19 protein-coding genes are annotated in these 20,283 nt (G+C 37.3%); 10 read left to right on the top strand and 9 right to left on the bottom strand.

Going from position 1 to position 20,283, the window contains the following annotated elements:
* Positions 1-48: 48 nt before the first annotated feature.
* Positions 49-528, top strand: a complete 480-nt coding sequence (locus EGT34_RS16670; RefSeq protein WP_000749172.1) for a copper resistance protein NlpE — start codon at positions 49-51, stop codon at positions 526-528.
* Positions 529-590: 62 nt separating this feature from the next.
* Here the strand turns inward: EGT34_RS16670 and EGT34_RS16665 are convergent, their stop codons facing one another.
* Positions 591-2,195: an isocitrate lyase gene (locus EGT34_RS16665; protein WP_000214787.1), complete on the bottom strand. Its 1,605-nt coding sequence runs from the start codon at positions 2,193-2,195 to the stop codon at positions 591-593.
* 588 nt (positions 2,196-2,783) lie between these two features.
* Between EGT34_RS16665 and EGT34_RS16660 the strand changes: the two genes are divergently transcribed.
* From EGT34_RS16660 to EGT34_RS16645, 3 genes are all read left to right on the top strand, one after another.
* Positions 2,784-3,773 carry a LysR family transcriptional regulator gene (locus tag EGT34_RS16660; protein WP_001047619.1) on the top strand — a complete coding sequence of 330 codons (990 nt, stop codon included), beginning with the start codon at positions 2,784-2,786 and terminating at the stop codon, positions 3,771-3,773.
* Positions 3,774-3,896: 123 nt separating this feature from the next.
* Entirely contained in the window at positions 3,897-5,222 is a 1,326-nt protein-coding gene (locus EGT34_RS16655) for a hemolysin family protein (protein WP_000051871.1), read from the top strand.
* Between the two features lie 553 nt (positions 5,223-5,775).
* Positions 5,776-7,113 (top strand): CitMHS family transporter, encoded by a 1,338-nt coding sequence (locus tag EGT34_RS16645; RefSeq protein WP_000956799.1) that lies wholly within the window; start codon positions 5,776-5,778, stop codon positions 7,111-7,113.
* Between the two features lie 47 nt (positions 7,114-7,160).
* Here EGT34_RS16645 and EGT34_RS16640 read toward each other — a convergent pair whose 3' ends face one another.
* On the bottom strand, positions 7,161-7,673 hold the full coding sequence (locus tag EGT34_RS16640) for a hypothetical protein (protein ID WP_000462922.1): 513 nt from the start codon (positions 7,671-7,673) through the stop codon (positions 7,161-7,163).
* Between the two features lie 221 nt (positions 7,674-7,894).
* Here EGT34_RS16640 and EGT34_RS16635 point away from each other — a divergent pair, with 221 nt between their 5' ends.
* Complete coding sequence (locus EGT34_RS16635) at positions 7,895-8,443, top strand: DUF2239 family protein (RefSeq protein ID WP_001092987.1); 549 nt, start codon at positions 7,895-7,897, stop codon at positions 8,441-8,443.
* 51 nt (positions 8,444-8,494) lie between these two features.
* Here the strand turns inward: EGT34_RS16635 and cysN are convergent, their stop codons facing one another.
* The 5 genes from cysN to lysS all read right to left on the bottom strand — a co-directional run bounded on the left by cysN (position 8,495) and on the right by lysS (position 14,589).
* A complete protein-coding gene (gene cysN, locus EGT34_RS16630; RefSeq protein WP_000019500.1) occupies positions 8,495-10,108 on the bottom strand; it encodes a sulfate adenylyltransferase subunit CysN in 1,614 nt (537 codons plus the stop codon).
* A 30-nt stretch (positions 10,109-10,138) separates the two neighbouring features.
* Entirely contained in the window at positions 10,139-11,047 is a 909-nt protein-coding gene (gene cysD / locus EGT34_RS16625) for a sulfate adenylyltransferase subunit CysD (RefSeq protein ID WP_000140408.1), read from the bottom strand.
* Positions 11,040-11,171 (bottom strand): hypothetical protein, encoded by a 132-nt coding sequence (locus EGT34_RS16620; protein ID WP_002011285.1) that lies wholly within the window; start codon positions 11,169-11,171, stop codon positions 11,040-11,042. The genes cysD and EGT34_RS16620 overlap by 8 nt, the downstream gene beginning before the upstream one ends.
* 256 nt (positions 11,172-11,427) lie before the next feature.
* On the bottom strand, positions 11,428-12,870 hold the full coding sequence (locus EGT34_RS16615; protein ID WP_000479765.1) for a capsule assembly Wzi family protein: 1,443 nt from the start codon (positions 12,868-12,870) through the stop codon (positions 11,428-11,430).
* Positions 12,871-13,059: 189 nt separating this feature from the next.
* Positions 13,060-14,589, bottom strand: a complete 1,530-nt coding sequence (lysS, locus tag EGT34_RS16610) for a lysine--tRNA ligase (protein ID WP_000193744.1) — start codon at positions 14,587-14,589, stop codon at positions 13,060-13,062.
* A gap of 256 nt (positions 14,590-14,845) precedes the next feature.
* Between lysS and EGT34_RS16605 the strand changes: the two genes are divergently transcribed.
* Positions 14,846-15,334: a YqiA/YcfP family alpha/beta fold hydrolase gene (locus tag EGT34_RS16605; protein WP_000697203.1), complete on the top strand. Its 489-nt coding sequence runs from the start codon at positions 14,846-14,848 to the stop codon at positions 15,332-15,334.
* A 69-nt stretch (positions 15,335-15,403) separates the two neighbouring features.
* Here EGT34_RS16605 and EGT34_RS16600 read toward each other — a convergent pair whose 3' ends face one another.
* The gene (locus EGT34_RS16600; RefSeq protein ID WP_000449050.1) at positions 15,404-15,841 is read right to left on the bottom strand and encodes an SRPBCC family protein; all 438 of its coding nucleotides are present in this window, start codon (positions 15,839-15,841) and stop codon (positions 15,404-15,406) included.
* A gap of 443 nt (positions 15,842-16,284) precedes the next feature.
* Here EGT34_RS16600 and rubA point away from each other — a divergent pair, with 443 nt between their 5' ends.
* From rubA to oxyR, 4 genes are all read left to right on the top strand, one after another.
* Positions 16,285-16,449: a rubredoxin RubA gene (gene rubA / locus EGT34_RS16595; RefSeq protein WP_000760495.1), complete on the top strand. Its 165-nt coding sequence runs from the start codon at positions 16,285-16,287 to the stop codon at positions 16,447-16,449.
* A gap of 92 nt (positions 16,450-16,541) precedes the next feature.
* Positions 16,542-17,723, top strand: a complete 1,182-nt coding sequence (gene rubB, locus EGT34_RS16590) for a rubredoxin reductase RubB (protein WP_000553407.1) — start codon at positions 16,542-16,544, stop codon at positions 17,721-17,723.
* Between the two features lie 54 nt (positions 17,724-17,777).
* The gene (gene estB, locus EGT34_RS16585; protein ID WP_001083350.1) at positions 17,778-18,722 is read left to right on the top strand and encodes an esterase EstB; all 945 of its coding nucleotides are present in this window, start codon (positions 17,778-17,780) and stop codon (positions 18,720-18,722) included.
* Positions 18,723-18,728: 6 nt separating this feature from the next.
* A complete protein-coding gene (gene oxyR / locus EGT34_RS16580; RefSeq protein ID WP_000729508.1) occupies positions 18,729-19,637 on the top strand; it encodes a LysR family transcriptional regulator OxyR in 909 nt (302 codons plus the stop codon).
* 29 nt (positions 19,638-19,666) lie between these two features.
* Here the strand turns inward: oxyR and EGT34_RS16575 are convergent, their stop codons facing one another.
* Positions 19,667-20,257: an SPOR domain-containing protein gene (locus EGT34_RS16575; protein WP_001161243.1), complete on the bottom strand. Its 591-nt coding sequence runs from the start codon at positions 20,255-20,257 to the stop codon at positions 19,667-19,669.
* Positions 20,258-20,283: the final 26 nt, after the last annotated feature.

The raw sequence follows: 20,283 nt of genomic DNA, 5'->3' as shown, positions 1-20,283 counted from the left end.
CCTAGCCTGTCAGTACTTTATATTTATTTTTTTGAGGTTTTATTCATTATGAAAAAATCATTATTAGCAATTGCACTTATGAGTACTCTTCTTGTCGCATGTAATAAACATGAAAATAAAACAGAAACAACCTCTGATGCATCTACTCCTGTACAATCTGCTCAAACAAATAATAATGAAGCGGTAGATACAGCACATACAGCCGAGAATTCTTTAGACTGGGATGGTAAATATAAAGGTACGCTTCCTTGTGCAGACTGTGAAGGCATCAAAACTGAATTAGAATTAAAAGATGATAAAACTTATGAGCTAACAGAAACCTATCTTGGTAAAGGTGATGCAAACCCATTTGAAACCCATGGTAAGTTTACTTTCGATAAAGACAATACTTCTGTTATTACCTTAGATGATAAAGCTCAAAGCCGTAAATTCTTTATTGGTGAAAATACCGCGGCCGCTTTAGATATGGAAGGTAAAAAAGTTGAAGGTTCTTTAGCTGAACATTATGTTTTGAAAAAAGAAGATTAATCTATTTTTTAATATAAATAAAAAACCCGCTCAAATGAGCGGGTTTTTTATGAAGTCAATTCTTAGTGAGCTGAGAATTGGTTCATTGTGTTTTTAGCATCGTCACCAGCTTTAAGTGCATTTTCACCAGCGAAGATTTCTTTGTGGTCATCACCGATGTCAGAACCAGCCATTGCTTGGTGTTTCACACATGCGATACCGCCACGGATTTCTTTACGTTGTACGCCAGCAACATAAGCTAACATACCTTGGTCACCGAAGTAACCTTGTGCTAATTCATGAGTAGAAAGAGCAGCAGTGTGGTATGTAGGAAGTGTGATCAAGTGATGGAACACACCAGCTTCACGCGCAGCATCTGCTTGGAAAGTACGGATTTTTTCATCAGCTTCAGCAGCTAATTCAGTATTGTCGTACTCAGCGCTCATTAATTTAGCACGGTCGTAAGCAGATACATCTTTACCTTCTGCAACCCAACGATCGTACGCTTGTTGACGGAAGTTTAAAGTCCAGTTGAATGATGGGCTGTTGTTATAAACAAGCTTCGCATTCGGAACCACTTCTTTTACACGGTTAACCATGTGCGCAATTTCTTGTACGTTTGGAGTCGGAGTTTCGATCCAAAGTAAGTCAGCACCGTTTTGAAGGCTAGTGATACAGTCAAGTACAACACGGTCAATCTGAGTGCCTTCACGGAATTGGTATAAACCAGAAGCTAAACGAGTTGGACGATGTAATTTACCATCACGTTTAATTAAGATCTCATCTTCTTGAGCTTCTGAGATATCAATTTCTTGAGTATCTAAGTAACTAATATATTTAGATGCGATATCACCTGGCTCTTTAACTACAGGGATCTTCTGAGTTAAGTCAGCGCCTTCAGAGTCAGTACGAGCAACGATAACGCCGTCTTCAACACCCATTTCTAAGAATGCATAACGAAGTGCATGGATCTTAGCGATGAAGTCTTCATGTGGAACAGTTACTTTACCAGCTTGGTGACCACATTGTTTTGCATCAGATACTTGGTTTTCGATTTGAAGTGCACAAGCACCAGCTTCAATCATTTTCTTAGCAAGTAAGTAAGTTGCTTCTTCGTTACCGAAACCAGCATCGATGTCTGCAATAATTGGCACAACATGAGTTTCGAAGTTGTCGATTTGAGCTGTGATTTCAGCTACTTTCGCAGAGTCACCAGCTTCTTTTGCTTTATTTAAAGCACGGAACAAGTCATTTAATTCTTTTGCATCAGCTTGACGTAAGAAAGTGTAGATTTCTTCGATCAAAGCAGGCACTGAAGTTTTCTCGTGCATAGATTGGTCAGGAAGCGGACCAAATTCTGAACGAAGAGCAGCAACCATCCAACCAGAAAGGTAGATATAACGTTTGCTTGTCGTACCGAAATACTTTTTGTTAGCAATCATTTTTTGTTGAGCGATGAAACCATGCCAGCAACCTAATGATTGAGTATATTTGCTTGAATCAGCATCGTATTCCGCCATATCACGACGCATAATCGCAGCTGTATACTTAGCAATATCTAAACCTGTTTTGAAACGGTTTTGAAGTTGCATACGAGCAGCATCTTCTGGGCTAATGTCTGCCCAAGTGTTGCCGAATTTTGCTTTTAATTCACGTACTGCATCAATCGCTGTTTGATATGTAGTCATGATATTGTCCTGTATTCATTTTAGGATTTCATCGATCGAAGCCTAGAGTCATGTTATGAAAATTCCCTATGACACCAGCTGCTTCTTCATGTACACAGCTTAGACTTAGCCAATCAATTAATCCAATATCCTTCGTTAATCTTCAGTATTTATTTAAAAAATATACCAATAAATCGATATTATAAGTAAAACTAAAAAACATAACACTTTGTTTATAAAAACAAAATAATCCTAAAGGAGTATAGAATTTTGATTAAAAAACACTCCAAGCTTTATTTTTATACAGTTTTTGAAAATTTTCCATTCATTTTTAATATAAAAAGTCAATTGTAAATTAGGCGAATTTTGCCAATGCAAAATGTCAATCAATATGCTAGAACAGTACTAAATATTAAGAAAATATTTTTGTTCAATAATTATAAAAATAAAAATAGATCAACGATAATAGAATCCAGCATTTGAGATACTTTTTGCCCATACTTAATTTCAACAAAAAATGTCGTTTTTCTCATCATTTTTTCACACAATGTTCTTTAAATATGGCATAATTTGAAACAATTTTAGGGTTTTATTTTCGGTATTTTTTTTATGAATCTGGAGCGGGTAGATCTTAATCTATTAATATATCTTGATGTTCTTCTTCGTGAAAAAAACGTTACTCGCGCAGCCGAACAGCTTGGTGTTACTCAGCCTGCCATGAGTAATATTTTACGCCGCTTGCGTAATTTATTTAATGACCCTCTCCTGATCCGCTCATCTGAAGGGATGACACCGACAGAACGTGCACTTGAATTACAACCGCGTATTCGTGATGCTCTTTCTGACCTTTCAATGATTTTGGAACCGCGTACCGAATTCCGCCCTTATACCAGTAATCGCGTTTTCCGTATTATGACTTCTGACTATGCAGAAGCCACCCTAGTCCCTCGTCTTGTTAAAGCCCTCCGCTCAGAAGCACCAAACGTTGTACTCGATTTTCTTACTCCAAGTGATGTGTCATATAGAGACATGGAACAAGGTAAAGTTGATCTAGCCATTAACCGCTTCAATGAAATCCCGCAAAGCTTCCACCAAGTTTTGGTTTGGCGTGATAGCTTTAGCTGTATTTTAAATGACAAACACCCTGCTGTGACTCATTTAAATCTAAAAAGCTATTTAGATGCTCAACATATTTGGGTATCTAAAACGGGTATGGGTGTTGGCTTTGGGGTAAACCCAGATAAACAAGGTGGCTTGGGCTGGATTGATCAAGCATTAGAACGTATTGGTCAACGCCGCAAAATTTCTGTATTTACGCGTCACTATCAGATGCCGGCATTACTTGCTCAAAATGTTGACTTGATCGCTACTCTTCCAACTCGAATGGCACGTTTACAAGCACAAAATCCAAAATTAGTTATTAAAGATCCACCGTTTTACATTCCTGAGTTTGAACTTAAAATGGCTTGGTGTCCATTATTGCACCATCACCCAGCTCATCGCTGGTTACGCCAACTCATTCTATTTGTTGCTCGCCAAATGATCGAAGAGGAAAATCGTGAATTCCTAACCAATAATTCACAATTTTCCCACTATTAAATAAGTTTTAATTTAATTGTCTCTTTCAAACATTATCTTTAAGCGCTGAGCAATCAATCTGATTACCTCAGCGCTTTTTTGTGTTAAAACATAGTCATAATAATGATGATCCTCGGGTGATTTGTGAGTCTCTTTCAAAATATCATTATCATCGTACTGCTCATCATCGCAGCAGGCTTTTTATCTTTAACTGAAATTGCTCTAGCTGGTGCCAGAAAAGTAAAGTTAAAGATTTTAGCCGAAGCTGGCGAAGAACGTGCTCAAAAAGTACTTGATTTACAAGAACAATCTGCAGACTTTTTTGCAGCGTCCCAAATTGGCTTAAATGCTGTTGCAATCTTAGGCGGTATACTGGGTGAAGCTGCGTTTCGTCCTTTTTTTGTGAACTTAGTTGACCGTTTCTATGAAGGACCTTGGACGCAAACCATCGGATTTGCCCTATCTTTCACATTGGTAACTTCTTTGTTTATTTTATTTGCCGATTTAATGCCAAAACGCTTGGCAATGATCGCACCTGAAAAAATTGCAATTAGTGTAATTAATCCTATTCAGATTTTTATCAAAATCTGTAAGCCTCTAGCATGGGGAATTAATGCAATTGCCAATTTGCTATTCCGCTTGTTTAAAGTAAATACCACACGCGAAGACAATATTACTTTTGATGATATTTCAGCAGTGATGGATGCAGGTGCTCAAGCAGGTGTACTACAAAAACAAGAACATCATTTTATTGAAAACGTATTTGAGCTTGAAGAGCGTACCGTTCCATCAAGTATGACAACGCGTGAAAATGTTGTTTATTTTACGCTTAACGAACATGAAGATAGCATTCGCCAAAAACTGGCAGAATATCCTTATTCCAAATTTCTGGTTTGTAACGAAAATATTGATCAAGTGATTGGCTATGTAGATGCTAAGGATATTCTTGTACGTATTTTAAACAACCAATCTTTAACCCAGCTCAATGAATCGACTATTCGTACGGTTCTAATGATACCTGATACTTTAACACTATCAGAATTACTCGATCGCTTCCGCTCAACAAAAGAAAAGTTTGCTGTTGTAATTAATGAGTATGCGCTTGTCGTTGGGGTAATTACGCTAAGCGATATCATGATTACTGTTATGGGGGATTGGGTTACCCCTATGGAAGAAGAACAGCAAATTATTAAACGTGATAATAATTCTTGGCTAATTGATGGTAGTACACCTATTGAAGATCTTAAGCATGCGCTTGAAATGGATGAACTACCTGATGAAGAGAATTATGAAACATTAGCTGGTTTCATGATGTACCGTTTACGCAAAATTCCTCGTCCAGCCGACTTTGTTGAATTTGGTGGTTATAAATTTGAAGTTGTTGACGTAGACCATTTTAAAATTGATCAGCTATTAGTAACACGTGTATTAGAAAAAAATGATTTACCATCTCCACCTGATGAAAATTGATTTATTTTGGTGCAAAATATCCTGCAAATGCAGGATATTTTTTCGATAAATAATTTATTCCTTTTAAGATAATTATTGTTTTTAAATAATTTTATATTAAAAGTTAAATTAATTATCCTAATCACAATTTCAAATATATAAATTAACTCATTCATTAAAATAAAAAAATTAAAATGAATTAAAATAAAATTTTGCACATAAAAGATTTACAGATTTACTTTCGTTATGTAACGTAGGGAGTAGAAGCTTTGTAAATGGGTATACTTCTCATTTCAGTATTCAAACAGAATATAATTTTTAAAAATACATGATAATTTCAAACATGATAAAGGTTTTATAAGTATATATAATAAGCACTATACATTATAAATAGACTATACCATTATTATATATGTTCAGTATTTCTTCAAAATATACCTTTCCAAGTGAATATATATTAACCAAATAAACTAAATATATTATTTGTCTTTTTAATAAAAATTCATAAGAATAATCGAGGTCAGAGTTTTTGAATAAACTTGTTCAGTAAAACTAAAGGCAAAGGATTGATTGTATGCTGACATTACTTGGTGTTGGTATGATTTTATGCTTCATGTATTTAATCATGTCCAAACGTTTAAGCCCTATTATTGCTTTAATTCTCATCCCATTTATTTTTTCTCTTATTGCCTGGGGCCTTGGTCACTACTTTGAAAGCTTGAGCCATATTGAGCTTAAAGGTCTCAGTGAAATGATGCTAGATGGCATCAAAAAACTTGCGCCTACTGGCGTAATGCTATTATTCGCAATTTTATATTTTGCCTTAATGATCGATGCAGGTCTTTTCGATCCTCCGGTTAAATGGATTTTGAAAAAAGTTAAAGGTGATCCCCTAAAAATTACATTAGGGACAGTTTTTTTAACTACATTAGTCTCTCTTGATGGCGATGGCTCAACCACTTACATGATTTGCGTGGCAGCCATGCTCCCTCTTTATCAACGCCTCGGTATGAATACACTGATCATGACAGCACTTATGTTGTTATGTAGTGGTGTAATGAACCTGACCCCATGGGGTGGCCCTACTGCACGTGCAGCAAGTGCACTCCAAGTTGACCCAAGCCATATCTTTGTACCAATGATTCTTCCAATGGTGATTAGTATTGGCTGGTTATTCTTCTTGGCATATTTATATGGTCGCTATGAGCAAAAACGTTTAGGCGTGATTGAGCTTGAAAGTCACCATGGTGATAACATTACAGTTTCAAAAGACCCAGAAGCAACTCGTCCACATTTACGTAAAGTAAATATGGTACTTACCATTCTTCTTATGATTGCATTGATCAAAGGTATTTTACCGATGTCAGTGTTATTCATGCTGGCATTCTGTATTGCAATGCTCATCAACTACCCTGATGTTGATATGCAGAAAAAGCGTATCGCTATGCACGCAGACAGTATCTTGGCTGTTGTAGGTTTAATTTTTGCTGCAGGTATTTTTACAGGTATTTTATCTGGTACAGGCATGGTTGAAGCCATGTCTAAAGAATTTGTTGCAATGATCCCTACAAGTATGGGGCCATATCTAGCGCCAATTACTGCTCTGGTGAGTATGCCATTGACGTTCTTTATGTCAAATGATGCATTCTTCTATGGTGTATTGCCAATTCTTGCTGAAGCAGCTTCACATTATGGTATTAGCCCAGAAGCGATTGCTCGTGCATCAATTGTAGGTCAGCCAGTGCATTTGTTATCACCTCTCGTTCCATCAACCTACTTGTTATGTGGTCTTGCTAAAGTCGACTTTGCAGACCATCAAAAGTTCACTTTTAAGTGGGCATTTATCACTTGTATGGTATTGATGGGTACAGCTTTAGTGATTGGTGTTTTTCCACTTTTTAGTACGATGTAATTCTGCTCTACTATAAAAATAAAAGCCCCTATCGGGGCTTTTATTTTTTATTTATTTACATACTCAATCATGGCATCTAAGAACGCATGAAAGTGCAAGCTAATATCTTCTTGTAAAATTTTATAGGCATTATCAAATTGCACCATTGGAAAGCCTTCTTTCCAAAATGGGAAAATATTATGCAAGTCATGAGTAACTATTGCATCTTCTCGGACAATTGCTTGTGAAATTTGTGCCAAAACTTGCGCTGTCTCTGCACCATCAATAGCAAGATAATCAATACCACGCACTTTTAAAATACGAATTCGATCTTTTTTATAGCGGATTTTTTTAGCTTGACCTGCATTTAAACCTAGTGCAAGAGTAACTGCCTCTACAAACTTCTCTTCAAAATTTGTATTTAGTGCCACCAAAGCCTGCTTATGTGCTTCCTGACGTCCTGCTTTCCCCCCGTTACGGATGATCTCATTGGCTTCCGTATCTAGCTTATCTTTTTTCATCGACTGTAAAATGTCTAAAATTTCGATATCGCTTAAAGATTCAGGAGATTGCTCAAACATAGGAGTCTCTATACATACAACTAAAGGCGTATTCTCTCATAAAAGCGATACTAAAGCAGAGTAAAATTTTAAATAGCATATTATCTTGACTATTTTTATAGTCCTAATCTCAGAGACTGCACTCATAAAATCAGTTAATTCTTTGGTTATGATTTTACCATTTGCCAAATTAATTTTACCCTGATAATATTATTTTACCCCGATAAAAATATGTAGCTAAAATGAATACTAAAATCACCTATACTGCTTTCACTGGAAGCACGCTTATTGCGAGTGACTCCCTTGTTGAACTTGCAAAGAAACTAAAAGCTCTTCCTAAAACAACAGAAAATATTCTGATTTTTAATGATCAAACAGGTCAACAAATTGATCTTGATCTTTCTGGTTCGGAGCAAGAGCTTCAACAACGTTATGCTGAACCGGAAGAAATTAAAAAAGTTGGACGACCTAAACTTGGAGTAATTTCGCGTGAAATCACTTTACAGAAAAAACATTGGGATTGGTTAGATCAACAAAGTGCGAGTGCATCAGCAGTGATTCGCAAGTTAATTGATAAAGAGTTAAATAACCCAAATTCTGAAGGCAATATTATGCTAGCCAAACAAGCCATCGACCGCTTTATGTCTGCTATGTTAGGCAATATGCCAAATTACGAGGAAGCAACACGCGCCTTATATCAAGGTGATCGAGATATATTTTTAAAAATGATTCAGAGCTACCCTAAAGATTTAAGAGAATATTTAACTTTAAAAGCTCAAAATGTTTTCTAAACTTAATAAAAAACCCGCTTACGCGGGTTTTTAGAACTTATTTTCAATCTATTAAAGACGAACTAATTCCACAATTTTCTCTACTGCTTCTTCTACCGTTTCAGCAGTTATCTCGGTATCTGTACCATCCACAGCGGTTGTGATAATAATAACACCCGTCTCACGTAATAGAACCAATTGCTCAGCTGTTAAGTTTGTTTTCGCGATCGCAACTACACCTTGCTGAATCAGTAAACTTTCTAAAGCTTGAGCTTTTTCAATTAACTGTGCAGAAACACCAATAACAGCAGGTTTTTGACCTAAACGAGCAGCACGATCTTCAGCAGTAACAGGATTACTATGAGCCGTCCACTCTACCGCGGCTTCTACCATGCCCGCGCCAACAGTTACGTTACTTAAACGGTCAATAAAAATAAATGAACCTGTGTAACGTGAATCTTGATAACGGTCAAACACGACTGGAGCATCAAACTCAACCACAACATCTGCAATCGCATTTAACTCAAGCTCTTCAACTTGAGTGTGTTCGAGCGTATTCACATTTACACGGTAGTTAATATTAGTTACTTTTGCTGGAACAGTTTGTGTACCAATCTTAATATTGTACAACTTACCTTTTACAAGTGGGTGTTCATTCATCCATACCACTGAAGCACGAACACTTCTTGAAATTAATGGTTGCTCGCCTGCACGTACTAAGACATTACCGCGACTAATATCAATTTCATCATTTAACGTTAAGGTGACTGCTTGACCCGCAACTGCCTGCTCAAGGTTACCGTCAAAAGTAACAATTTCCTTAACTGTAGAACGCTTACCAGAAGGCAACGCCACAATCTCGTCACCAACTTTAATTTCACCTAATGCAACTGTACCCGCAAAGCCACGGAAGTCGAGATTTGGACGGTTTACATATTGAACAGGGAAACGGAATTCATGTTTACTTGACTCGCGGTTGATTTCCACAGACTCAAGAATACTCATTAAGGTTTGCCCCTTGTACCAAGGAGTATGAGCTGATGGATTTACAACGTTATCGCCATTTAAAGCAGAAATTGGAACAAATAAAATATTGGCTGGACGGCGATCACCCAATTGGCTCACGAACGCATCATATTCAACCTGAATTTCATTAAAACGTTCAGATGAATATTCAACCAAGTCCATTTTATTAATGGCAACAACAATATTTTTAATTCCAAGCAAACTCGCAATAAACGTATGACGACGAGTTTGAGTTTGTACACCATAGCGCGCATCGATTAGGATGATTGCAAGATCAGCAGTCGATGCACCTGTTGCCATGTTACGAGTGTATTGTTCATGGCCCGGTGTATCAGCAATAATAAACTTACGTTTTTCAGTCGAAAAATAGCGATAAGCAACATCAATGGTAATACCCTGCTCACGCTCAGCCTGCAAACCATCTACAAGTAATGCCAAGTCCGGTGCATCACCTGTTGTGCCCACTTTCTTACTGTCACGTGTTACAGCTTGCAATTGATCTTCATAAATCAATTTTGAATCGTAAAGTAAACGACCAATTAAGGTACTTTTACCATCATCTACGTTACCGCAAGTCAAAAAGCGCAAAAGGTCTTTTTGTTCATGTTGTTTTAAATACGCCAGAATGTCTTGGCTGATTAAGTCTGATTGATGAGACATTGCTCAAACTCCACAAATTTAGAAACTGTCTTAGAAATAGCCTTCTTGCTTTTTCTTTTCCATTGAGCCTGCTTCATCATGGTCAATCATACGACCTTGACGCTCAGAACTTGTTGCCAATAGCATTTCCTGAATAATTTCTGGCAATGTATCAGCCTCAGACTCAACTGCACCTGTTAATGGATAACAACCAAGCGTACGGAAACGTACAGACTTCATTTGTGGAACTTCACCCTCTTTTAAGCGCATACGTTCATCATCAACCATGATTAGCGTACCACTACGCTCAACCACAGGACGAACAGCAGAGAAATAAAGAGGAACAATTTGAATATTTTCTAAATAGATATATTGCCAGATATCCAACTCTGTCCAGTTTGATAACGGGAATACACGAATACTTTCGCCTTTGTTCACTTTACCGTTGTAAAGATTCCAAAGTTCAGGACGTTGGTTTTTAGGATCCCAACGATGTTTACTATCACGGAATGAATACACACGCTCTTTCGCACGTGATTTTTCTTCGTCACGGCGCGCCCCACCAAAAGCAGCATCGAACTGATATTTATCCAAAGCCTGTTTTAAAGCTTGGGTTTTCATAATATCCGTATATTTCGAACTGCCATGATCAAATGGGTTGATTCCTGCTTCACGGCCTTCTTTATTCTGATGAACAATTAAATCAAAACCATGTGTTTTTGCCATGTTATCGCGAAACGCGATCATGTCTTTAAACTTCCAACCCGTATCTACATGTAATAAAGGGAAAGGAAGTTTTGCAGGATAAAATGCCTTCAATGCAAGATGAAGCATCACAGCCGAGTCTTTACCAATTGAGTAAAGCATGACTGGATTTTCAAATTCTGCGGCTACTTCACGGATAATATGAATACTCTCAGCTTCAAGTTGCTTGAGATGTGTAAGTCTTGATTCAGTCATGAACACGCCCTTCTCTATCCATTTTGCCCATAAAATCTAGAAGCGGTATTACACCACCACTTAGAAGACCATGTGGAGGAACGAGTGCCATAACAACTCCAATTTTTCGTGATAAATAGTCCAACCACAAGCCCTTTATGAGGCTTATAGCATTAGTTATGCATTATAGTGATTTAAAACTGTTTTCTTTTGCTTGTTTTTTCATATTGATATTCAAATTCATCATATACATGTAATATGCTGATTCACTTATAACTTTAAAATCGTAACTGGTGTAGTCAACTTAAGCAAATCACCATCTGTGCTTTGGATTTCTCTAAAAACAATAAAAAAGAGAAGCCTCTGTAGCCTCTCTTTCTTATTATAAGGTTAACTAAAAATTAGAAACCAAACATTTTACGCTCTAGAGGAATTTCTACTCCAATTGATGCACCAGCATCATTACCTTCTAAGTCAGAATCACTTACCCAACCATTAATTTTTAATGGAAGATCAGGTTTGATGTAATGTGTCCAAGTTAGATCAAGCGCTTTAATTTCATCATCTTTAGGGAATGCTTTATTAATTGCCAAGTTAGATTGGTTAACTTTAACCACCATAGCACGACCGCTTAAACGGTTCATCACGTCAAAGCGGATATCACCACCCACAGAATACATTTGTCCATCGCCACCCATCGCATGTCCTAATGGGAAGCCATGTTGGTAATAACCATCTTTATAAACATAATGATTATAGGAAATACCCTTCACATCATTATTAGTGCGGGTATCAGCCCATTCTGCATAAAGTTGATATGGCATATTATTATAGCTAGAAGAATAGTCGACTCCTGCTAAATACATTTTTTTAGAAGGAAGTAGTCCAGCTTCATCTTCACCAACATATTGACCATAAATACCAACAGGAGCATTTATAAGAGATTGTAGATTTAAACGAGCATCAAAACCTGCAATTTGGTTAGAACGATCTTCATCAGAATCATACACATTGTCATTCCCTTTAATTGCATTCCACAAAGAATCCCAACTTTCAGAACGTCCTTCACCACCCCATTGTAAAGTACGAGAAGCACCTAGTTCTAAATAGGGTAAAGGTCTTGCAGTTAAACGTAAGCCTAATAATTTCGCATGAGGAACCGCTTTATAATCATCTAATTGGCCTGCAAAAGCTTGATATTGCCAAGGTCCAATCCAAGATAACCATTTTGTCTCAAAAGCATTTTGTACAGCTCTTTGTGCCGTCACGCCATACACAGGACGACTTGCATCGCCACGGATTAAGCTACCATCATGTCCAGGTCCCCACCATGTTGGAATTTGACCTGCAACAAGCCACTGGTTCCAGAGTTTACCAGCGACATATGAACCCTCAACGTTAACGTCATGCCCACTATCAATTTGAGGGTCTTTTTCTGCGTTTACACGGATTTTTGCATCCCAATTTTCACCACCAGCATTAAACTCTAATGAACCTTGATACTGCGATTTTTGGTTATCACCAAATGCTTGAGGAATATTTTTGATATCAGTTTCAGCAAAAGCACCCACTTTAACTGTATCGTTATCTGCCTTTAATGCATTGAGAACTGAATTAATAACTTTTTGCTGTGCTGGATGAGTCACTTTAGCTTGAGAGAGAGCTCTTTGAATTTCATCACCACTTAATGGCCAAGTAGAAGTGCTGATGTTAATAACACCTTGTTGATTCAACCAGTTTAAGTCGGTACGTAAATCATCATTATTAAGCACTAAACCTTGTGCAAAAACAGCCGATGAAGCCGTTGCTAATAATGCAATCGAAAGTGTTTTTCTTAAAAACATGTCAGCACAATTCTCAAAGTTATTTATGAGCAACACATTAATTTTTTTATCGCAAATTTGCAATTGTTAAACTGTGCAATTACATTTTTTAACGGTGCTTTAAGTTTTCTATAACTTAAGTATTTTTTATATATAAATAGTTAATAAAAAAGGCAGTATAAACTGCCTTTTTCTGCATTGAAGATTAAATTAACCTTCTTTACGACGCATATGCGGGAATAAAATCACATCACGAATACTTGGTGCATCTGCAAAAAGCATAACCAAACGGTCAATACCAATACCTTCACCCGCTGTTGGAGGTAAACCATATTCAAGTGCTTCAACAAACTCTGCATCGTAATGCATTGCTTCATCATCACCAGCATCTTTTTCAGCAACTTGCGCTTGGAAACGTTCAGCCTGATCAATCGGATCATTTAACTCGCTAAAGCCGTTTGCCAATTCACGGCCACCAATAAAGAACTCAAAACGATCAGTAATGTGCGGATTATCATCATTACGGCGAGCAAGTGGAGAAGTCTCTGCTGGGTACTCAGTAATAAAGGTAGGTTGACGAAGTTTAGTCTCAACTGTTTCTTCAAAAACAATCGTTTGAAGCTTACCTAAACCAAAACCAGGTTTAACTTCTTCTTTTAATTCCTCACGGACAAATTTTGCAAGGAATTCACGATCACCTACATTTTCAGGTGTGAACTGCGGATTATTCTCCAAGATCGCATCAAACATAGAGATTTTCTTGAATGGTCCTTTAAAGCTAAATACTTCACCTTGGTAAGGCACATCAGTCGTACCTAAAATATCAAGGGCTAGCTTTTCAAGCATGTTTTCAGTCAAAGCCATCAAGTCTTTATAATCAGCATATGCCTGATAAAACTCGATCATGGTAAATTCAGGGTTATGACGTGTTGACACCCCTTCATTACGGAAGTTACGGTTAATTTCGAACACACGCTCAAAACCACCAACAACTAAACGCTTTAAATAAAGCTCCGGTGCGATACGCAAGAATAATGGCATATCTAAAGCATTATGATGCGTTTCAAACGGACGTGCAGACGCGCCACCCGGAATCACATGCATCATTGGCGTTTCAACTTCCATGAAACGTTCATTGGTTAAAAATGCGCGAATACCTGCAACGACTTTGGCACGAATTTCAAAAGTCTTACGCGTTTCTTCATTAACAATTAAATCAAGATAACGCTTACGATATTTAACTTCTGTGTCGTTCAAACCATGAAATTTATCCGGCAATGGACGAAGCGATTTTGTAAGAAGTTCAAAACCTTCAAGGTGTACATATAAGTCACCTTTGCCCGAACGGCCGATATAACCTTCAGCAGCAATAATATCGCCAAGGTCTAAACCTTTAATAGTTTCAAGCGTATCTTTTGGTAAACCTTTACGGTCAACATATAATTGGATACGACCAGTCATGTCTTGAATCACCATGAAAGAACCACGGTTTAACATGACACGGCCAGCAACTTTTACATAAACATGTTCAGCGCTTTCGATTTGTTCTTTAGACTGATCTTTAAATTGTTCTTGTAAATCAGCAGCGTAATGTTCACGTTTGAATGTATTTGGCCAAGGACTCTTTCCAGTTTCCTTTGCAACATCTTGGATTTGCTTTAATTTGGCATGACGCTGTGCAATTAAATCGTTTTCGGAAATAGTTGGTTCAGAAGTCGATTGAGCGTTTTGTTGCGTCATCTCTGCCTCGATTAAGTAAAAATGAAGTGGCATAGCTTAACAGATTGCTGAGGTTTTTCGAATGATTTCAATCAAACAAAAATGAAAAAAGTCCAAGCCGTCAATCTGAGTGGACATTGAATGATAAAAATTACTTAGACCAATCGCTAAGTTCATTTTTTTTAGGTTTGAGTAAAATATAAAAAAATCCAAATAACCTCGATTTGAAAAGGCCCTATTTGCCTTTTATTTTATCTATGAGATTGTGTAGTAAATAATGAAAATTCTATTTTTACATGGCTTGGATTCTTCTCGTGAATCAACAAAATTTCATGCCATTTTACATCCTGAAAAATTTTGTATTGATGTTGATTATCGCAACCTAAGTTATGCTTCAGTTAAAGACTTTTATCATCAAGCGATTGAAACAATTAAACCTGATTTGTTAGTCGGTCATAGCCTCGGCGGTTATTGGGCTTTGAAAACTGCTGCTCAACATAAATTAGCTGTTATTGTTGCCAACCCAAGCCTTACACCTAATTTTCGTAATGATTACCCTCACCTTTGTGACGAAGATCTTGACCACTCTAACCCTAAAATGGCCTATTTAGAGTTAGGAGACGAGCAACTTGATATGTATCAAGTACAGGAAAAGCTGTCACCATATATGACAATAGAAACTTATGACGGAGGCCATCATCGTCTTGCTTATCCTTCTCGTCTTAATGATCTCATTACTAAAATTCATAAAAAATATTTTGCTTGAATTGACGTATGACACATAATTTTCAAAAAACTTATTATGTAAAAAGATAACAAGTTAAATTACAGAAACTTATTTTTCAGCCATTTGTTTTACAGCTTCAAAGCCTTGAACGAAGCCACTTTTTAACATACCGATGTACTCAGGTAAGGTGGCTAATTCTACTTTTACCGTTGTAGTATCCCCATTTTGACTTAAAAAATATTTTTCTAGCGAACCACTCCAGCCTTTCACCTCTTCACTTTCCAAGTCTTCTTTCCCGTCTTTAATCATTCCTAAATGTTTAAAAATTAGTACTTCAGGCTTTTTCATTTCTTCAATGGTCGAAACCATTCCATTTCCTTCTCCATCTAGAAAATATGTTTTACCGCCCACTTTCCAATCTGTGCGCATTGAAGAATCTGGAGCAAAGAATTTCGTCCATGCATTATAGGTCTCACTATTCCAGAGTACGTCCCATACTTTTTCTATAGGGGCATTAATTTCTACTTCATATATTAGAGTTTCCATATTCGACTTCCTTATTCTCCGTTAATTAAGTGTTCCATAAACTTTTCTGTTTTATATAAACATTAATTTATTTGTCCATTTATTAACCAGATTACTTTTTTAAGAACTTTATTTATATAAATGCTTTGCTCTTTTTGTAACCCTTCATATCACTCACCGTCTCCTTGCATGAATAAACTTATAAAAACATATGATTTATTATGTGTTTATGTTGAAGTTTTGCCTAAATAACCATTTATTTGTCTCGATATGCCATTCATCTTTGCTTATGAATGATTAAACTCCCTTATATGCTTTACTTTAAATGTAGAACTGCGTAAAAATTTGATATCCGATCAAAGCGACATTAGTTATTATTGAGCGGATCGTAGTTACATTATTAATAGATGGAATAGTTTTACTGAAAGGCAGCTTTGAGCAAACTTATCAGTGCGGAGAGTCTCATGAAAAAATATCAATGTATCGTTTGTGGATGGATTTACGATGAAGCAGAAGGTTGGCCACAAGACGGCATTGCAGCTGGAACAAAATGGGAAGATATTCCTGATGACTGGACTTGCCCTGATTGCGGCGTTTCAAAAGCTGACTTCGAAATGATCGAAATCTAATGTCTTAAATTAAAAGGCCATGATTTACATGGTCTTTTTTATATATCACCAATCACCGTTTTAAATTAAAAATTCTAATTCTGGAGAAAAAAATGCATCCAATCGTCATTATCGGATCAGGCATGGCGGGTTATACCTTAGCACGTGAATTCCGTAAGCTTAACCCAGAGCAAGAACTTGTGATGATTTGTGCGGATGATGCGGTGAACTATGCAAAACCAACCTTATCCAACGCTTTTGCAGGAAAAAAAGCCCCAGAACAGATTCCATTAGGTGATGCTGCAAAAATGAGTGCCCAACTCAATATGCGTATTGAACCTTTTACTTGGGTGAAAGAAATTTTAGCTGAGCGTCATGAACTTGTTCTAGAAAAAGACGGCGTTATTTCTCAGCAACCCTATTCAAAATTAATTTTAGCTGTCGGTGCTAACCCGATTCGCCTTGCTATTGCTGGTGATGGTAGTGATGACATCCATGTGGTTAACTCACTCATTGACTATCGTTCTTTCCGAGAAAATCTAGCTCAGCGCAAAGATAAACGTGTTGTGATTTTGGGTGCAGGTTTAATTGGTTGTGAATTTGCCAATGACTTACTTCATAGCGAATATGATGTAACAGTAATTGATTTAGCGCCTCAACCATTAGGCCGTTTATTACCTTCACATATTGCTTCAGCATTCCAGCAAAACCTTGAAGAAGCGGGTGTTAAATTTGCCTTAGGCACAACCGTTGAAAAAGTAAGTAAAATCAATAATGGTGAAGATTACGCGGTTACATTGGCAAATGGCCAGACTTTGGTCGCTGATATTGTACTTTCAGCGATTGGCTTACAACCGAATATTTCTTTGGCTCAAAGCGCAAATATTCAAACCAGCCGTGGTGTGATTACCAATAGTTTGCTTGAAACCAATCAAGCAGATATTTATGCGATTGGTGACTGTGCGGAAGTTAACGGTACCCTGCTTCCATATGTAATGCCAATTATGCAACAAGCCCGTGCTCTAGCAAAAACATTAAGCGGTCAACAAACAAATGTACATTACCCTGCTATGCCTGTTGCGGTAAAAACTCCGGCTGCACCGCTTACAGTTTTACCGGCACCCGTTGATGTAGATGTAAATTGGGAAACTGAAGAATTCGACGATGGTATGCTTGCCAAAGCAATTGACAATGAAGGAACATTGCGTGGCTTCGTATTGTTAGGTGCAACAGCAGGCAAGCAACGTTTAACTTTAACTAAGCTTGTTCCAGATCTTATTCCTGCCCAAGCATAAGGTTTAAATTGGGAATGCTCATGATCTTGAGTATTCCCTCAAGGAATGAATAACATGAATAGCGCCTTACAATTTAGTATTTCACCGTACACTCCATTTATGCAGGAAACCAAAGTCAATTTAGGCAATGGTATCGAGCTACATGTAGAAGTAGGTGGAAAACCAGAACATCCGACTATTTTGCTGATTATGGGTTTAGGTGCCCAAATGCTATTTTGGCCGGACTTTTTCTGCAAATCACTCATTGATCAAGGTTTTCGTGTTATTCGTTTTGATAACCGTGATATTGGCCTTTCTTCAAAAGTCCGCCATCAAGGTAAACGTTTAAATACCATGAAATTGATGGGACGTTTTGCTTTAGGGCTAAGAAATCAGGGTGCACCTTATACGCTCTATGATATGGCAGATGACGTTTCTATGCTTCTCGACCGTTTAGGAGTAAGCAAAGCACATGTGATTGGTGCCTCAATGGGTGGCATGATTGCCCAGATTCTCGCTGCAAAATATCCGGAAAAAGTAGAAAAATTAGGTTTGATGTTTACCAGTAATAATCAACCGTTTCTACCACCACCATTCCCTAAGCAACTTTTAAGCTTGATTGGCAAGCCAGAATCACGTGATGAAGAAGGAATTGTGAATCACAGTTTAAAATTATTCCAATTGATTGGTTCTCCTGGTTATATTAACCATATTGAAGCCGTTCAAACTGCAAGAAAACTTTATCAACGTAGCTACTATCCTGCTGGTGTACTTCAACAGTTTTTAGCAATATTATGTACAGGTTCCTTACTGCAACTGGACCGTGAAATTAAGCAACCCACTTTAGTCTTGCATGGCTCTCGTGACCGCTTACTTCCACCGAGTCACGGTAAGGCCGTAGCAAAAGCAATTTCCGGTGCTAAGTTTGAATTAATTGATGGAATGGGGCATGATATCCCTGCCCATTTTATTCCACAGCTTAGCGGTTTATTTGCGCATCATTTTAAATCATCATACTAGGACACTATGGCTGCATTACCCTCACTAAGACAGCTATCATATTTAGTTACGTTGTCGGAAACTTTGCATTTTACTGAAGCAGCACGTCGCTCTTTTGTTACCCAATCGACTTTATCGGGCGGCATTATGGAGCTGGAAAGGCTACTAGGTGGCGTTCTGGTTGAGCGTGACCGTCAGAATGTGCGTTTAACGCCATTAGGTGAGCAAGTTGTTGCTCGAGCCCGTGTATTGCTAGCAGATGCTCAGGATTTAATGCGTTTAAGCCGTGAAATGAGTGAACCATTAACAGGTGATCTTCATTTGGGTGTTATTCCAACAATTGCACCTTTTATCCTGACACGGTTACTTGATGAAGTGCATCAACAATTACCGAAGATTCAGTTGCATTTACATGAAGCTCAAAGTGAGAAGATTGTAGAGCGCCTAGAACATGGTAATTTGGACATGATTGTCCTTGCTCTACCTTTTGACACAAGAAGTTTAAAAGTAGCTGAAATTTCAAAAGAAAATTTATATCTTGTTTGTAGTAAGCAAGATACAAATGCACTTCAAGCAAATTCTCTTGATAATCTCGATTTATCACGTCTTATTTTGCTTGAAGAAGGCCACTGTTTACGTGATCACGTATTAAGTGCCTGTCCAATTGGTGAACGTAAAAACGATAACCGCTTAAAAGCAAGTTCTCTACCAACATTGGTTGAGATGGTTTCTTCCGATTTAGGCTTTACTCTTTTACCAGAAATCGCAATTGAAAATAGTATGATCAAATTTAATGATCAGATTACTGCAAAACCAATTGAAGACGCACCTAGCCGTACTTTAGCACTTGTTACTCGTAAAAGTACGCCGTTGCAAAGTGAGTTTGATGTTCTTCTGCAAATCATGCAGAAAATTACCACAAACTTACATGAATAAAAAAAGGAGTCTTCGGACTCCTTTTTATTTTACTGTGCTGTTAGAGAAGCCCATTTAAATACCCAAGCCGATCTCAAGTCCAAGCTATCATCTGCAATTATTTTTTCTCGAATAATTTGTGCAATTGCGTAGTCATTGGCAGGATCGACCATGACTCGTATTCCTTTTGTGGTTGGGCTGGTAACAACTTTATACCCTTTAGCCTGTAATTGGGACTGAATCATATTCGCTTTATTTTGATTAGGTGCCAAAGCAACTTGTACCATCCATTTTTTTTCACCGTTTTCTAAAATTTCTTTCGCGACCGCTGCATCAAGTTGCTTTTTCTTCTCAATATTTTTCTTTTCTTCAATTTTTTTTAACTGATTATCGTCAATCTTCTTTTGTGCTAACAACTCCTCTTGGGTAAGTTTTCTTTTCTGAATTACGATTGTCTTATTTTGTGTTTCATTCTTCTTATTTTTCTCTCTAGAAGGATGTATAAAATAAGGATATATCATTTGATCATCAAATTTCTGAAATACAATAATATCTCCATAGCACTTCTGATCCGCATAAGCAGTCACTGGCATTAACCCCAAAAATATTCTAATAAATAAACTTTTAATAAAGCCTTGCATATTATTCACTTACCAAAGTTAAGTAT

Origin of the sequence: Acinetobacter sp. FDAARGOS_558 (assembly GCF_003937785.1) — a bacterium.
GTDB classification, from domain to species: Bacteria; Pseudomonadota; Gammaproteobacteria; order Pseudomonadales; family Moraxellaceae; genus Acinetobacter; species Acinetobacter baumannii.
The sequence above is the reverse complement of the archived record's forward strand: the minus strand, read 5'-3'. Positions and strand labels throughout refer to the sequence as shown.

Bases quoted from the DNA above. Each gene is read 5' to 3' on its own strand.
- lysS (WP_000193744.1), bottom strand. From the start codon at position 14,589: ATGACGCAACAAAACGCTCAATCGACTTCTGAACCAACTATTTCCGAA.
- EGT34_RS16640 (WP_000462922.1), bottom strand. From the start codon at position 7,673: ATGTTTGAGCAATCTCCTGAATCTTTAAGCGATATCGAAATTTTAGAC.
- EGT34_RS16645 (WP_000956799.1), top strand. From the start codon at position 5,776: ATGCTGACATTACTTGGTGTTGGTATGATTTTATGCTTCATGTATTTA.
- EGT34_RS16670 (WP_000749172.1), top strand. From the start codon at position 49: ATGAAAAAATCATTATTAGCAATTGCACTTATGAGTACTCTTCTTGTC.
- oxyR (WP_000729508.1), top strand. From the start codon at position 18,729: ATGGCTGCATTACCCTCACTAAGACAGCTATCATATTTAGTTACGTTG.
- EGT34_RS16665 (WP_000214787.1), bottom strand. From the start codon at position 2,195: ATGACTACATATCAAACAGCGATTGATGCAGTACGTGAATTAAAAGCA.
- EGT34_RS16605 (WP_000697203.1), top strand. From the start codon at position 14,846: ATGAAAATTCTATTTTTACATGGCTTGGATTCTTCTCGTGAATCAACA.
- EGT34_RS16600 (WP_000449050.1), bottom strand. From the start codon at position 15,841: ATGGAAACTCTAATATATGAAGTAGAAATTAATGCCCCTATAGAAAAA.
- EGT34_RS16615 (WP_000479765.1), bottom strand. From the start codon at position 12,870: ATGTTTTTAAGAAAAACACTTTCGATTGCATTATTAGCAACGGCTTCA.
- cysD (WP_000140408.1), bottom strand. From the start codon at position 11,047: ATGACTGAATCAAGACTTACACATCTCAAGCAACTTGAAGCTGAGAGT.
- EGT34_RS16635 (WP_001092987.1), top strand. From the start codon at position 7,895: ATGAATACTAAAATCACCTATACTGCTTTCACTGGAAGCACGCTTATT.
- estB (WP_001083350.1), top strand. From the start codon at position 17,778: ATGAATAGCGCCTTACAATTTAGTATTTCACCGTACACTCCATTTATG.
- EGT34_RS16660 (WP_001047619.1), top strand. From the start codon at position 2,784: ATGAATCTGGAGCGGGTAGATCTTAATCTATTAATATATCTTGATGTT.
- rubA (WP_000760495.1), top strand. From the start codon at position 16,285: ATGAAAAAATATCAATGTATCGTTTGTGGATGGATTTACGATGAAGCA.
- cysN (WP_000019500.1), bottom strand. From the start codon at position 10,108: ATGTCTCATCAATCAGACTTAATCAGCCAAGACATTCTGGCGTATTTA.
- EGT34_RS16575 (WP_001161243.1), bottom strand. From the start codon at position 20,257: ATGCAAGGCTTTATTAAAAGTTTATTTATTAGAATATTTTTGGGGTTA.
- rubB (WP_000553407.1), top strand. From the start codon at position 16,542: ATGCATCCAATCGTCATTATCGGATCAGGCATGGCGGGTTATACCTTA.